We start from the raw sequence: 13,538 nt of genomic DNA, 5'->3' as shown, positions 1-13,538 counted from the left end.
CATATAACGGTTATTTTCTCTATCTGTTATCGATTTAGCAGATAACCAAACCACTTGATACTGCCGCGCACCGTCTGAAATGGCCTCTCCCTACGACGTCCTGCCACCGCGACTTTCGTCGGCGCTGACGAAGTGCAGGCGGCATGCCAGACTGATTGACCGAGGTGGTTTTTGGTTCGGAGTCTCCATGTCGTTGTCCAGCGGGCTGATCGCGGTGGTCGCCCTGGCCTATATGGCCGTCATGTTCGCCATTGCCTTCTACGGCGACCGTCGCGGCACGCCGCTGCCACCGCGCCTGCGTGCCTGGGTCTATAGCCTGTCGCTGGCGGTGTATTGCACCAGCTGGACGTTCTTCGGCGCTGTCGGCCAGGCTGCGGAACAGCTCTGGGCGTTTCTCCCGATCTACCTCGGCCCGGTGCTGCTGCTGATCTTTGCGCCCTGGGTGCTACAGAAGATGGTGCTGATCAGCAAGCAGGAGAACATCACCTCCATCGCCGACTTCATCGCCGCGCGCTATGGCAAGTCCCAGACCCTGGCCGTGGTGGTGGCGCTGATCTGCCTGGTCGGCGTGCTGCCTTACATCGCCCTGCAGCTCAAGGGCATCGTCCTTGGCGTCAACCTGCTGATCGGCGCCAATGCCGACGCCACCGGTAGCCGGGTGCAGGACACGGCGCTGGTGGTCTCCCTGGTCCTGGCCCTGTTTTCCATCGTCTTCGGCACCCGCAGCCTGGACGTGACCGAGCACCATCGCGGCATGGTCCTGGCGATCGCCTTCGAGGCCATCGTCAAGCTGCTGGCCTTCCTCGCCGTCGGTGCCTTCGTGGTGTTCAACCTGTACGACGGCTTCGACGACCTGTTCAGCCAGGCCCGCGCCGCTCCGGCCCTGGACGACTATTGGCAGGAAACCATCAACTGGCCGTCGATGATCGTCCAGACCGGCGTGGCGATGATGGCGATCATCTGCCTGCCCCGGCAGTTCCAGGTCACGGTGGTGGAGAACATCGAGCCACAGGACATGCGCCTGGCGCGCTGGGTCTTTCCCCTGTACCTGGTCCTGGCGGCGCTGTTCGTGGTGCCCATCGCCCTGGCCGGGCAGATGCTGCTGCCGGGCACGGTGATTTCCGATTCCTTCGTCATCAGCCTGCCCCTGGCCGAGGCCCATCCGAGCCTGGCCCTGCTGGCTTTCATCGGCGGCGCTTCGGCGGCTACCGGCATGGTCATCGTCGAAGCGGTGGCGCTGTCGACCATGGTTTCCAACGACATGCTGCTGCCCTGGCTACTGCGGCGCAACAACGCCGAGCGGCCGTTCGAGGCGTTCCGCAGCTGGATGTTGACGGTGCGCCGGGTGACCATCGTGGTCATTCTCCTGCTGGCCTATGTCAGCTATCGCCTGCTCGGCTCCACGGCGAGCCTGGCGACCATCGGCCAGATCGCCTTCGCAGCGGTGACCCAACTGACCCCGGCGATGCTCGGTGCCCTGTACTGGAAACAGGCCAACCGCCGCGGCGTATTCGCCGGCCTGGCGACCGGCACCTTCCTCTGGTTCTACACCCTGGTCCTGCCGATCGCGGCCCACAGCCTGGGCTGGCCGCTGGAGGTGTTCCCCGGCCTGGCCTGGCTGCACGGCAACCCGCTGGGCCTGCCGATCACCCCGCTGACCCAGGGCGTGGTGCTGTCCCTGGCGGGCAACTTCATCATCTTTGCCTGGGTCTCGATCTTCTCGCGCACCCGGGTCACCGAGCACTGGCAGGCCGGGCGCTTCATCGGCCAGCAGAGCAGTTCGCGGCCGAGCAACCGCTCGCTGCTGGCGGTGCAGATCGACGACCTGCTGCACCTGGCCGCGCGTTTCGTTGGCGAAGAACGGGCACGACAGAGCTTCATCCGCTTTGCCTATCGCCAGGGCAAGGGCTTCAACCCCAACCAGAACGCCGACGGTGAATGGATCGAACACACCGAGCGCCTGCTCGCCGGGGTACTGGGGACGTCATCGACCCGCGCGGTGGTCAAGGCGGCCATCGAAGGCCGCGACATGCAGCTCGAAGACGTGGTGCGCATCGCCGACGAAGCCTCGGAGGTGCTGCAATTCAACCGCGCCCTGCTGCAAGGCGCCATCGAGAACATCAGCCAGGGCATCAGCGTGGTCGACCAGTCGCTGCGCCTGGTGGCGTGGAACCGCCGTTACCTGGAACTGTTCAACTACCCCGACGGCCTGATCAGTGTCGGCCGGCCGATCGCCGATATCATTCGCTACAACGCCGAACGCGGCCTGTGCGGGCCGGGCGAGGCCCAGGTGCATGTGGCTCGGCGCCTGCACTGGATGCGCCAGGGGCGTGCGCATACCTCGGAACGCCTGTTCCCCAACGGGCGGGTCATCGAACTGATCGGCAACCCGATGCCCGGCGGCGGCTTCGTCATGAGCTTCACCGACATCACCCCGTTCCGCGAAGCCGAGCAACTGCTCAAGGACTCCAACGAAAGCCTCGAACAGCGGGTCGCCGAACGTACGCGCGAGCTGTCGCAACTGAACCTGGCGCTGACCGAGGCGAAAAGCCATGCCGAGGCGGCGAACAAGTCCAAGACCCGCTTCCTGGCGGCCGTCAGCCATGACCTGATGCAGCCGCTCAACGCTGCGCGACTGTTCTCCGCCGCCCTCTCCCACCAGGCCGAAGGCCTGTCGGAGGAAGCCCAGCAACTGGTCCGGCATATGGACAGCTCGCTGCGCTCGGCGGAAGAGCTGATCAGCGACCTGCTGGATATCTCGCGCCTGGAGAACGGCAAAATCACCCCGGACGCCAAGCCATTCGCCCTCAATGAGTTGTTCGACACCCTCGGCGCCGAGTTCAAGGTACTGGCGCAGGAACAGGGCCTGGACTTCCGCGTGCGTGGCAGCAAGCTGCGGGTGCACAGCGACATGAAGCTGCTGCGACGCATCCTGCAGAACTTCCTGACCAATGCCTTCCGCTACGGCAAAAGCCCGATCCTGCTGGGCGTGCGTCGCAGCCAGGGGCATCTGTGGCTGGAAGTCTGGGACCGCGGCCCGGGCATCGCCGACGACAAGCTGCAAGTGATCTTCGAGGAGTTCAAGCGCCTGGACAGTCACCAGACCCGCGCCGAGAAAGGCCTGGGCCTGGGCCTGGCGATCGCCGACGGCCTGTGCAAGGTGCTCGGCCACCCGCTGGAAGTACGCTCATGGACCGGCAAGGGCAGCGTCTTCCGGGTCAGTGTGCCGCTGGCCACGGCCCGGGCGCCGGAACCGGCGAAATCGCCGGAACAGGCCGGACAACCGCTGGCGGGCCTGCAAGTGCTGTGCGTGGACAACGAAGACAGCATCCTGATCGGCATGAACAGCCTGCTCAGTCGCTGGGGTTGCCAGGTGTCCACCGCGCGCAATCGTGAGGAGTGCGCGGCGCTGCTGGACAAAGGCCTGCGCCCGCACCTGGCGCTGGTGGACTACCACCTCGACGATGGCGAAATCGGTACCGAACTGATGGCCTGGCTACGCACCCGCCTCGGCGAGCCGGTGCCGGGGGTGGTGATCAGCGCCGACGGGCATGGCGAGACCATGGCCAAGGTGCACGCGGCCGGCCTCGACTTCCTCAGCAAGCCGGTGAAGCCAGCGGCCCTGCGCGCGCTGCTCAATCGCCATCTGAGCCTGGTGCAATAAGCGCATCGTTGGCCGGGTCGGCCTCCCCGGCCATGGCCCGCTCCAGCAACTCGCCGGGCAGGCTCTTGCTGGCCCGGGCACCGAGCAGCTTGAGCTGCTCGCTGCGGCTGACTAGGTTGCCGCGCCCCTCGCAGAGCTTGTTGCGCGCGGCCGCGTAGGCCTTGTCCACCTGCTGCAGGCGGCTGCCCAGCTCGTCCAGGTCCTGGATGAACAGCACGAACTTGTCGTACAGCCAGCCCGCCCGCTCGGCGATTTCCCGGGCGTTCTGGCTCTGCCGTTCCTGCTTCCACAGGCTGTCGATGACCCGCAGGGTGGCTAGCAGGGTGGTCGGGCTGACGATGACGATCTGCCGGTCGAACGCCTCCTGGAACAGGCCCGGCTCAGCCTGCAGGGCAGCCGAAAACGCCGCTTCGATGGGGACGAAGAGCAGAACGAAGTCCAGGCTGGTCAGGCCGTCGAGGCGGTTGTAGTCCTTGCTCGACAGGCCTTTCACATGGCTGCGCAGCGAATGCACATGCTGCTTGAGGGCGGCCTGGGCCACGTCGTCCTCACTGGCACCGATGAACTGCTGGTAGGCGGTCAGGCTGACCTTGGAATCCACCACCACCTGCTTGTCGCCAGGCAGCATGATCAGCACATCGGGCTGGTAGCGCTCGCCGTCGGCACTCTTGAGGCTGACCTGGGTCTGGTACTCGCGGCCCTTCTCCAGGCCGGCATGTTCAAGGACCTTTTCCAGGATCAGTTCGCCCCAGTTGCCCTGGGTCTTCTGGCCCTTGAGGGCCTGGGTCAGGTTGGTCGCTTCGTCGCTCAGGCGCAGGTTGAGTTGCTGCAGGCGCTCCAGTTCCTTGCCCAGGGAGAAACGCTCGCGGGCTTCCTGCTGGTAGCTTTCCTCCACGCGTTTTTCGAAAGCCTGGATGCGCTCCTTGAGCGGATCGAGCAACTGGCCGAGATGCTGCTGGCTGGTCTGGGCGAAGCGCTGCTCGCGCTCATCGAAGATCTTCGTCGCCATCTCGGCGAACTGGGCACGCAGTTCATCGCGCGAAGCCTGCAGGTCGGCGAGACGCTGCTGATGGCTGTCCTGCTGCTCGCGCAATTCCGCTTCGAGGGCGGCGCAACGGGCGTCGAGGCGGCGCAGTTCGGCTTCACGCGCGCTGCGCTCCAGGTTCCAGGCGTGGGCGGCATCGCGGGCGTTGTCGCGCTCGATCTGCAACAGATCGATTTCGCGGGCCTGGGCCGCCAGGCTGGCCTGCTTGGCGCTGTTGGCCTGGCTGAGGTCGCTGATCTCGTCGCGGCAGGCGTCCAGTTGCGCCTGCAAGCCCTCCTGGGCCAGCAAGGCGCCGCCCAGGCGCTCTTCCTGCAAGCTCATCTGCGCCTGGCGCTCGCTGTGCCGACGCTGCCAGCGCACCAGCACCACGGCTGCGGGAACCGCCGCCAGCAACATACCCAGCATCAGGCTGGTCAGATCCAGTGCAACCATCGACAGCATGTTCACCCCTCGGAAAAAATCCCGCTGAGCTTAACAGTCATCAGGTCGGTCCGGCTCTTCAGTCGCGCGGCAATCGGCGAAGTTCCAGCTGGGCACTGTGATCGCCGGCACGAGCAGCCTGGCGCAGCAACTCGTGGCCGATGCGACGATCGCGGGCGTTGCCGCATTCGCGACACAGCATGCGACCCAAACGGCTCTGCGCCTCGACCACCCCTTCGCGCGCCGGCTGCTTGAGCAAGCGCCCGGCGAAATGCTTGACCTGCGGCTTGGCGCCGAGGCGGGGACTGTCGAGCAGCCACAGGGCAACCTTCAGCGACAGGCGTCGGGGTTCGGCAAGGGGAGAAGCGGAGGGATTTGATTCAGTGGATCGACCGCGAAACTTCATAAAAACAGGCAGGACATTTCTTGGGGCGCGCACTCTACCCGATTTTTCCGACGATCGCTCATGCGATTTTTTAAGTTCCTTAAGAAATTTCTGATGTTTTTTCTTGACCTTTCCGACGCTATTTTTCATCCAACAAGACCTCATCAGAGAATTGTCCGACACGCCTCGCCTTGCTGGCACGCCCGTCCTAGAGCAAGCGCCCGGGACAATCCACAGAAGCTGTGGATAACTCAGTGGACAACCGCCTCGTACACCCCGCAAACCCCGATAGAATGGGGCCTGCGCTCAAACTGACGATTTTTTCACCAGCTAAAAAAAGTGTTTTTTTTCATTGACTTGTCGGATCCGACCGGTCAATGGGGCACCCATGCAGGGGCATGACCCGGTGGTGACAAGGGGCGCCCCAAGTGTGTACAAGCGCCCCAAAGCGAAGCGATCGAGCGCACCATCACGGTCATTCGCAGCGCCACACTGGGCTTCCCAGCGCCGCATAAAATCGAGATAATGCCCGGCTAGCCGGACGAAAGATGAAAACCACTTGCCAGCGAGAGCGGAAGCCGGTATCTTCGCCGCCGTTAGTACCAAGCTGAAAGTCAATTCTGGCCAAAGCGGTCCTTGCAGCATCGCTCCTCCATCTCAAAGGAATGGGCCATCCTGCTGAAACCAGGACCCGCCAACCGAAAAGCTCCCCAGGCTATCCATACCGCCCTGCCGAGCCCTCCAGCAGACTGAACAGGATCCTCACCCAGGGGCACAGAACCTATTGCCCTGGCGTGTTGCCCGTCTTCCGAAGTACCTACCAGTCAGCCCAAGGCGCCACCTTTTATATTGCGCTCGTTCACTGGCTGCCCTGTTCCAGGGGTTCTGCCGCATCCTGCCCGCCAAAGGCACGCGTCACTGGAACGTTTGAAACATATACGGCTCAAACTAGCCGTATCTCATGCAGGAACGTCCAAAACAATGATGACTCACAACGCTCATACCCAAGCGGCCATCCGCACCCTGTCCCAGGCCTTCGCGCCGCTGAACTGCATCATCCTTGCTTCGCGCAAGAACAGCTTCAGCTTTACCCTGGTCGATGAACACGGCATCGCCCAGCACAGCGAACGCCTCTACCCCGAGCAATACACCCGTGCCGAGCCGCTGCAGGCGGTGATCGACCGGACCCGTCAGGCGTTGATCGCCTGATGGACCACTCTCTCCAAAGCCCCTCATCCGAGGGGCTTTCGCTATCCGCCACACCCTCCCGCATTGCGCAAATATCCCCGCATTTTTAAGTACCGTTCGGCATATGGCTTATGAACAGATGCCGGAAACGATTTAAAAACAGCCCTTTACAGCCGGAATATGACACTACACTTCAACTCAAGCGGCCCTGTCCGCTTCCGGCGGGCCTGACTCCGACCCACCCTGCTGCCAAGCACCAGCGTCCCGCCGGCCACTTTTCTGTTCGAGGGCATCATGGGAATCGCCGCGAGCGAGTTGAGCCAATACGTGATCCGGCCGACGCTGATCTACCTGGATCGCCACAGCCCCTGCGCCGAAGCCCTGTTGCTGGGGATCGCCGCCAGCCAGTCGGCCCTTGGCGCCGCGCTTCACGATCGCCGCGGTCACGGCTTGTACCGCATCGCGGAAATACGTCACCAATCGGTCTGGGATCACTTTCTCGCACGCGATCCGGAACTGGCCAGCCTCGTCCGCGGTCTGGCTAGTCAGCATGCTTTTCTCAACGGCCCGCACCTGGAACTGACGGTGAACCTGCGTTATGCCACTGCCATAGCATGGATGCTGATCGAAGAGCAGGCGCCGCACCTGCCGGAACCCGACGACCTGCTCGGACTGGCCAAGGTCTGGCGTCAGATTTTCCAGCCGCAAGGCCGGCTGCGCGACTTCACCCAGGCCTGGCAGGCCTGCATCGCACCCGTGGAACGTCAGGCATGTTAGGAAAACACCTACAACACCAAACGGAATAAATGCCAATTTTGGTCGGATTGTCCTACAAAATGCGTCTATCTCCCGCGATAGGGGCTATAGCGCGCTCCGGAAAATGTTGGTAATTTGCGCCCCGGTGATCCCCTGGAGTTTCTAATAATGAAAAAAGTCACACTCATCAAAAGCACCCTCGCCATTGCGGTAACCCTGGCTTCCTCCCACCTGCTCGCCAGCGGTTTCGCACTCAACGAACAAAGTGTCAGCGGCATGGGCACCGGTTTCGCCGGTCGTTCTTCTACTGCCGATGATGCCAGCACCGTGTACGGCAACCCTGCCGGCATGTCCCGCCTGAAACGCGAACAAATCACTGTCGGCGGCGCTGCCGTGATCGCCAAGACCGACATCAAGGATGGCCGTGGCACCTTCGGCGGCAGCAACGACGGCGACATGGTTCCCGTGGTTGGCGTCCCGATGGGCTACTACGTCAAGCCGATCGACGATCACTGGAGCGTCGGTTTCGGCGTCTACGTGCCGTTCGGCCTGATCACCGACTACGAACACGGCTTCGCCGGCCGCTACTTCGGCAGCAAGTCGGAAGTCCAGGTGGTCACCTTCCAGCCGACCGTCAGCTACGCCTTCAACGACAAGGTCTCGATCGGTTTCGGCCCGACCATCAACCGCATCGACGGCGCCCTCGAGTCGGCCACGCTGAACACCGCAAGCCTGGGCCGCAACGACGGCAAGGTGAAGATCTCCGGCGACGACACCGCCGTCGGCTACAACATCGGCATCCTGGTCCAGGCGACCGACAGCACCCGCGTCGGCCTGACCTACCACTCGATGGTCGACTACAAGCTCAAGGGCGACACCAAGATCCAGGGCACCGGCTTCGGTCCGTTCAACGGCGCCAAGTTCGACGCTTCGCTGAACATCAAGACCCCGGAATCCGTGGACCTGTCCGTCACCCACGAGCTGGATGACCAATGGACCCTCTACGCGGGCAGCACCTGGACCCGCTGGAGCCGCCTGGAGGCCATCACCGTCAAGAACGACGGCGTACCGGCCCCTCTGCGCGCGAACCTGGGCACCATCAGCGAAGAGCAGAACTGGCACGACACCTGGGCCCACGCCATCGGCGCGTCCTACAAGCTGAACAAGGAATGGACCCTGCGCACCGGCTTCACCGTCGACCAGTCGCCGACCAACAACGTCAACCGCTCGCCACGCATCCCCACTGGCGATCGCAAGATCTTCAGCGTTGGTGCGGGCTGGTCTCCGACCGACGACATGACCATCGACGTGGCCTACTCCTACCTGTGGGAAGAGGACACCAAGGTCAATCTGCGTGATCCGAGCAAAGGGGCCTACAGCGCCAAGTACGAAAACAGTGCACACGGCCTGGGTGCGTCCCTGACCTACCGCTTCTGATTTCGCTGCTGGCTGCATGAAAAAACCGCCCTCGCTGGCGGTTTTTTCATTTCAGTTGGAGGCCCTGACCTTCCATTCGTCGCCCAGGCTCTCCTTGAGAAACGCCATGAAGGCACGGACCTTCGGCGTCATGGCAAACCGATCGGTGACACACAGGTAGATATCCATCGGCTCGGTCTGGGCATAGGCACGCCCGCCACCCTCCTCCTCGAACAGCGGGACCAGCTCGCCGCGCTGCAGCCAGGGACGGGCGACGAACTCGGCCAGCCGGGTGATGCCGCCATCATGGACCGCCATCTGTGCAAGTACGTCGATATCGTCGCTGATCAGCACATCGCCGAACTCGGCCTCGAAGCGCAGGCCGTCACGCACGAAGCCCCAACGCAGGAAGCGTCCATCCACCGGATAGCGAAACACCAGGCAACGGCGCTGCTTGAGTTCCTCGGGACTTTGCGGCCAGCCCTCACGTGCCAGGTAGCCAGGCGACGCACAGCAAATGAACGGCACCTGGGCGATATGTCGGGCCAGCAAGCCGTCTTCCAGTTGCGGGGTGATACGCAGGCTGACGTCCACCCCTTGCCGGGCATGATCGACCTTGGCATCACTCGTAAGCATTTCGATTGAAAGATGGGGATACAGCGCACTGAACGGCGGGATCAACCGCGCCAGCACATGACGCCCGAAAGCCGAGCTGGTGGCGATGCACAAGCGCCCGCGTGGCTCGCTGTCGGTTGCCGTGACCGCCAGTTGCGCTTCTTCCAGGTCACGCTCGATCAACCGCACCTTGTCGTAGTAGAGGCTACCGCTGGGGGTCAGCACCATGCTGCGGGTAGTACGCGACAGCAGGCGTACCTGCAGATGAGCCTCCAGGCGGGCGATATTCTGGCTTACCGCCGCCGCACTCAGGCCGAGGCTGCGTGCGCCGCCGGCGATGCTGCCAGCCTCGACCACCTTGATGAAACTCTTGATCAGGCCCAGCAGGTTCACTCGGCGATCTCCACAGGATTCGTAAGTTTTCCTTTATAAAGACCAAACCCCTGCCCGTCTACTTGCCTGCAAGGCGCCTTGCTAACCTGCGTCGATCCAAACACAAGCCCGCAGGAAACAGCATGCAATCAAGGACCACCAGCCGCATTCGCCCCCGCAAGCTTGGCGCCCGCGCCACGCCCTATGTTTTCGCCCTGTATATGTCGTCGATCATGGCGATGCTCATGTGCTTCGTCATCACCGCAGCCAACAGCGGCATTGACCAGCATTACCTGGGCAACGTGCTCAGGGCCTACCAACTCGCCATGCCGGTAGCCTTCGCTTGCGTGCTGGTAGTGCGCCCGATCGTGGTCAGGCTGGTGGCCCTGACCGTGCACTCGGGCAACTAGCTGTTCACGGCTTGGAGGCGATGGCCTGTTCGATGGCAGCCCTGAATTTCGGATCGTCCGGCTTGGTCAGGCTGGAGAAACTGTCGACCACCCGGCCCTGGCGGTCGATCACGTATTTGTAGAAATTCCACTTGGGCGCAGCGCTCTGGCTGGCCAGCTCGCGGAACAATGGGATCGCGCCATCGCCACGCACCTTTTGCGCCTCGGCCATGGTGAAAGTCACGCCGTAGTTGGCGTAGCAGACCTTGGCGGTCTTCTCGCTGTCGGCGTCTTCCTGCTTGAAGTCGTTGGACGGCACACCCAGCATTTCCAGGCCCTTGCCGTGATACTCCTTGTACACCGCTTCCAGCCCTTCGAACTGCGGGGCGAAGCCGCAATAACTGGCGGTATTCACCACCACCAGCGGCTTGCCGCCGAACTGCTGGCACAGATCGATGGTTTCCTTGGACCGCAGCTTGGGCAGGTCGCCCTGGAGCAGGGCCGGGCAACCGTCGGCCAGGGCGAAGCCACTAATGCCCAGGGCCAGGGCGGCAATCAACAGGCGTGCTTGCATGACGATTCTCCATTCGCGGTACGAACGCTCAGAGTACGCCTAACAAACGCCCATGCCCAATTGCATCAGCGCCAGCCCGCCGCGCTGCCAGCCCCACCAGGCCAGGCCCAGCAACAGGATTGCCAGGCCCAGCCCGATCAGCCAGACACGCAACAGGCTCACGCCGATGCAGCCTGCAAGCGCGCCACCGGGCGCTCGCGTACCGGCCAGTTGAGGGCACCGGCCAGCAGGCTGAGCAGGATGGAGATATGCCAGACCAGCTCGTAGTTGCCGGTCTGGTCGTACACCACGCCGCCCAGCCAGCCGCCGAGGAACGCGCCCAACTGATGGAAGAGGAAGACGATCCCGCCCAGCATCGACAGGTTGCGCACACCGAACAGGGTGGCCACGGTGCCGTTGGTCAGCGGCACGGTGGACAACCACAGCAGCCCCATGGCGATACCGAACAGATAGGCACTGAACTGGGTCACCGGCGCCCACAGGAACAGCACAATCACCACCGCCCGCAACAGGTACAGCGCGGTCAGCAGGCGCGGCTTGGACATGCGTCCGCCAAGCCAGCCGGCGGTATAGGTGCCAACGATATTGAACAGCCCGACCAGGGCCAGCACCGTGGTGCCGGTGGTCGCCGGCAAATGCTGGTCAACCAGGTAGGCCGGCAGGTGCACGCCGATGAAGACCACCTGGAAACCGCACACGAAGAAACCCAGCGCCAGTAGCCAGAAACCACTGTGCGAGCAGGCTTCGCGCAGCGCTTCACCGAGGGTCTGCTCGTGTCCCTGGGCCGCCACCGGACGGTCCTTGAGCATGCCCACCAGCGGCACGATAAAGGCCACCATCAGGCCCAGCACCAGCAAGGCCACGGACCAGCCCAGCCAGTTGATCAGGCCGAGGGTACCGGGAAGCATGGCGAACTGGCCGAAGGAACCGGCGGCGCTGGCGATGCCCATGGCCAGGCTGCGTTTCTCCGCCGGCACCGCGCGCCCGACCACGCCGAGAATCACCGAGAACGAGGTGCCGGACAGGCCGATCCCGATCAGCAGGCCGGCACTCAGGGACAGCGACACCGGCGAATCCGACAAGCCCATCAGCACCAGGCCGGCTGCGTAGAGAATGCCGCCGATTATTACTACCTTCGCGGCCCCCAGGCGATCGGCCAGGGCCCCGGCAAACGGCTGGGCCAGCCCCCACACCAGGTTCTGCAGGGCGATGGCGAAGGCAAACACGCCGCGGCCCCAGCCGAACTCGGCACTCATCGGCGCCAGGAACAGGCCGAAGCCGTGCCGCACGCCCAGCGACAGCGCCAGGATCAGGGCCGCCCCCAGTAATACCCAGCCGCTGGTACGCCATACGGATGTCATTGTTCTTCTCTCCTGTTTGCGCAAGGTTGCGGGTATATACCCGCTTCAGGTCGTGAAAAAGCTCAGGCCAATTGTTTCAGCAGGCGGATCAGTTCATCGCGCTGGTCCGTTCCCAATGTTTGTACCAGGCCCTCCTGGGCTTTCTCCCAGGCCGGTTCGGCACTGCGCAGACGCTCGGTGCCCTCGGCAGTCAACAGCACCACGCGATTGCGCAGGTCGCTGCCTTCGGCCAGGGCCACCAGGCCTTCGCTCTCCAGCACCTTGAGGTTGCGGCCCAGGGTGCTGCGGTCCAGCCCCATGGCTTCGGCCAGGGTCGAGATACTCGGCTTGTCCAGGCGTTGCAGGTGCCGCAGCAGGGAAAACTGGGCGACATTGATGCCGAAGCCTTCGAGGGCCTCGTCGTAATGCCGGCTCACCCCACGGGCAGCGCGACGCAAATGGGTGCAGATGCAGATACTGGTCAACATGAATGCGTGTATATACCCGCATCAGCGGCGACGCAAGGAAAAGTTACGAAACATTGCAAGCAAGGGTCACAACCACGGCCAGTTCAAGCAGTTCCAGCAAGGCGCCAGCGGTATCGCCGGTGGTGCCGCCAAGACGCCGCAGCATGGGGCGACGCAGCGCGAAGAAGGCCACGGCCGCCACTAGCAGCGGCAGCCAGCCCCCCAGCAGCAGACAGCCCACGGCACTGACGCCGAGGACCCACAAGGCGGTTTTGTGCGGCAGATGATCCTTCAGGGCCTGCCCCAGCCCACCCCGACGCACATAGGGCGTACTCAGGAACAACGCCAGCATCGCTGCCCGGCCGACCACCGGCGCCAGGATCAGCAACGCACCCTGCCCGCCCTCGACCAGCGCCAGCAAGGCACAGAATTTCAGCAGCAGGACCAGCACCAGGGTAACCACGGCAATCGGCCCGCTGCGCGGGTCCTTCATGATGGCCAGGGTGCGCTCGCGATCCCCGAAGCCGCCGAGCCAGGCATCGGCGCTGTCGGCCAGGCCGTCCAGGTGCAGGCCGCCGCTCAGGATGACCCAGGCGCTCAGCAGCAGTGCCGCATGGAGCAGTGGCTGGGTACCTTGCAGCAAGGCGTCCAGGGCCCAAAGCAGGACGCCGAACAGCAGGCCGACCAGCGGATAGAACAGCAACGAGCGGCCGTTCTGCTCGGGGGTCGGCATACCCGGCAGCGTGACGGGCAGGCTGCTGAGAAATTGCAGGGCGATCCAGAATGGCAGCATGGCCGATCTCTCCAAGACATACATGATTGGTTCGGCTTGCCTAACCCACTGTGGGAGCTGGCTTGCCAGCGATTAGGCCCGACCTAACAACGTCATTGACCCTGCCGACCTCAT

The 13,538-nt window shown here is 63.5% G+C and carries 12 protein-coding genes and 1 pseudogene; 5 read left to right on the top strand and 8 right to left on the bottom strand.

The window, feature by feature from the left end; translation table 11 throughout:
* Positions 1–187 precede the first annotated feature (187 nt).
* Complete coding sequence (locus tag N7650_RS09515; RefSeq protein ID WP_279897974.1) at positions 188–3,664, top strand: hybrid sensor histidine kinase/response regulator; 3,477 nt, start codon at positions 188–190, stop codon at positions 3,662–3,664.
* On the opposite strand, the gene rmuC is transcribed toward N7650_RS09515, so the two are convergent.
* Both rmuC and N7650_RS09505 read right to left on the bottom strand, forming a co-directional pair.
* Positions 3,636–5,024 carry a DNA recombination protein RmuC gene (rmuC, locus tag N7650_RS09510; protein WP_279898075.1) on the bottom strand — a complete coding sequence of 463 codons (1,389 nt, stop codon included), beginning with the start codon at positions 5,022–5,024 and terminating at the stop codon, positions 3,636–3,638. The two genes, N7650_RS09515 and rmuC, sit on opposite strands and share 29 nt — an antisense overlap.
* Positions 5,025–5,232: 208 nt before the next feature.
* Positions 5,233–5,535 (bottom strand): annotated as a pseudogene (locus N7650_RS09505) (sel1 repeat family protein); the annotation flags it as partial.
* A gap of 963 nt (positions 5,536–6,498) precedes the next feature.
* Here N7650_RS09505 and N7650_RS09500 point away from each other — a divergent pair.
* The 3 genes from N7650_RS09500 (at position 6,499) to N7650_RS09490 (ending at position 8,895) form a co-directional block, all read left to right on the top strand.
* Positions 6,499–6,723 carry a hypothetical protein gene (locus N7650_RS09500; RefSeq protein ID WP_037062346.1) on the top strand — a complete coding sequence of 75 codons (225 nt, stop codon included), beginning with the start codon at positions 6,499–6,501 and terminating at the stop codon, positions 6,721–6,723.
* A 273-nt stretch (positions 6,724–6,996) separates the two neighbouring features.
* The gene (locus tag N7650_RS09495; RefSeq protein WP_009407423.1) at positions 6,997–7,479 is read left to right on the top strand and encodes a hypothetical protein; all 483 of its coding nucleotides are present in this window, start codon (positions 6,997–6,999) and stop codon (positions 7,477–7,479) included.
* Positions 7,480–7,626: 147 nt separating this feature from the next.
* Positions 7,627–8,895 (top strand): outer membrane protein transport protein, encoded by a 1,269-nt coding sequence (locus tag N7650_RS09490; protein ID WP_009407421.1) that lies wholly within the window; start codon positions 7,627–7,629, stop codon positions 8,893–8,895.
* 51 nt (positions 8,896–8,946) lie between these two features.
* Here N7650_RS09490 and N7650_RS09485 read toward each other — a convergent pair whose 3' ends face one another.
* On the bottom strand, positions 8,947–9,882 hold the full coding sequence (locus tag N7650_RS09485; RefSeq protein ID WP_279897972.1) for a LysR family transcriptional regulator: 936 nt from the start codon (positions 9,880–9,882) through the stop codon (positions 8,947–8,949).
* A 122-nt stretch (positions 9,883–10,004) separates the two neighbouring features.
* Here N7650_RS09485 and N7650_RS09480 point away from each other — a divergent pair, with 122 nt between their 5' ends.
* On the top strand, positions 10,005–10,271 hold the full coding sequence (locus N7650_RS09480) for a DUF2798 domain-containing protein (protein WP_009407418.1): 267 nt from the start codon (positions 10,005–10,007) through the stop codon (positions 10,269–10,271).
* A gap of 4 nt (positions 10,272–10,275) precedes the next feature.
* Here the strand turns inward: N7650_RS09480 and N7650_RS09475 are convergent, their stop codons facing one another.
* The 5 genes from N7650_RS09475 to N7650_RS09455 all read right to left on the bottom strand — a co-directional run bounded on the left by N7650_RS09475 (position 10,276) and on the right by N7650_RS09455 (position 13,424).
* On the bottom strand, positions 10,276–10,824 hold the full coding sequence (locus N7650_RS09475) for a glutathione peroxidase (protein ID WP_279897970.1): 549 nt from the start codon (positions 10,822–10,824) through the stop codon (positions 10,276–10,278).
* 39 nt (positions 10,825–10,863) lie between these two features.
* The gene (locus N7650_RS09470; RefSeq protein ID WP_009407416.1) at positions 10,864–10,986 is read right to left on the bottom strand and encodes a hypothetical protein; all 123 of its coding nucleotides are present in this window, start codon (positions 10,984–10,986) and stop codon (positions 10,864–10,866) included.
* Positions 10,983–12,185: an MFS transporter gene (locus tag N7650_RS09465; protein WP_009407415.1), complete on the bottom strand. Its 1,203-nt coding sequence runs from the start codon at positions 12,183–12,185 to the stop codon at positions 10,983–10,985. Before N7650_RS09465 ends, N7650_RS09470 begins: the two co-directional genes overlap by 4 nt.
* 62 nt (positions 12,186–12,247) lie before the next feature.
* On the bottom strand, positions 12,248–12,652 hold the full coding sequence (locus N7650_RS09460) for a MarR family winged helix-turn-helix transcriptional regulator (protein WP_009407414.1): 405 nt from the start codon (positions 12,650–12,652) through the stop codon (positions 12,248–12,250).
* Positions 12,653–12,695: 43 nt separating this feature from the next.
* A complete protein-coding gene (locus N7650_RS09455) occupies positions 12,696–13,424 on the bottom strand; it encodes an adenosylcobinamide-GDP ribazoletransferase (protein ID WP_009407413.1) in 729 nt (242 codons plus the stop codon).
* Between the last annotated feature and the right edge of the window lie 114 nt (positions 13,425–13,538).

The organism is Pseudomonas sp. GD04058 (genome assembly GCF_029836855.1).
Classification (GTDB): Bacteria; Pseudomonadota; Gammaproteobacteria; order Pseudomonadales; family Pseudomonadaceae; genus Aquipseudomonas; species Aquipseudomonas bharatica.
The sequence above is the reverse complement of the archived record's forward strand: the minus strand, read 5'-3'. Positions and strand labels throughout refer to the sequence as shown.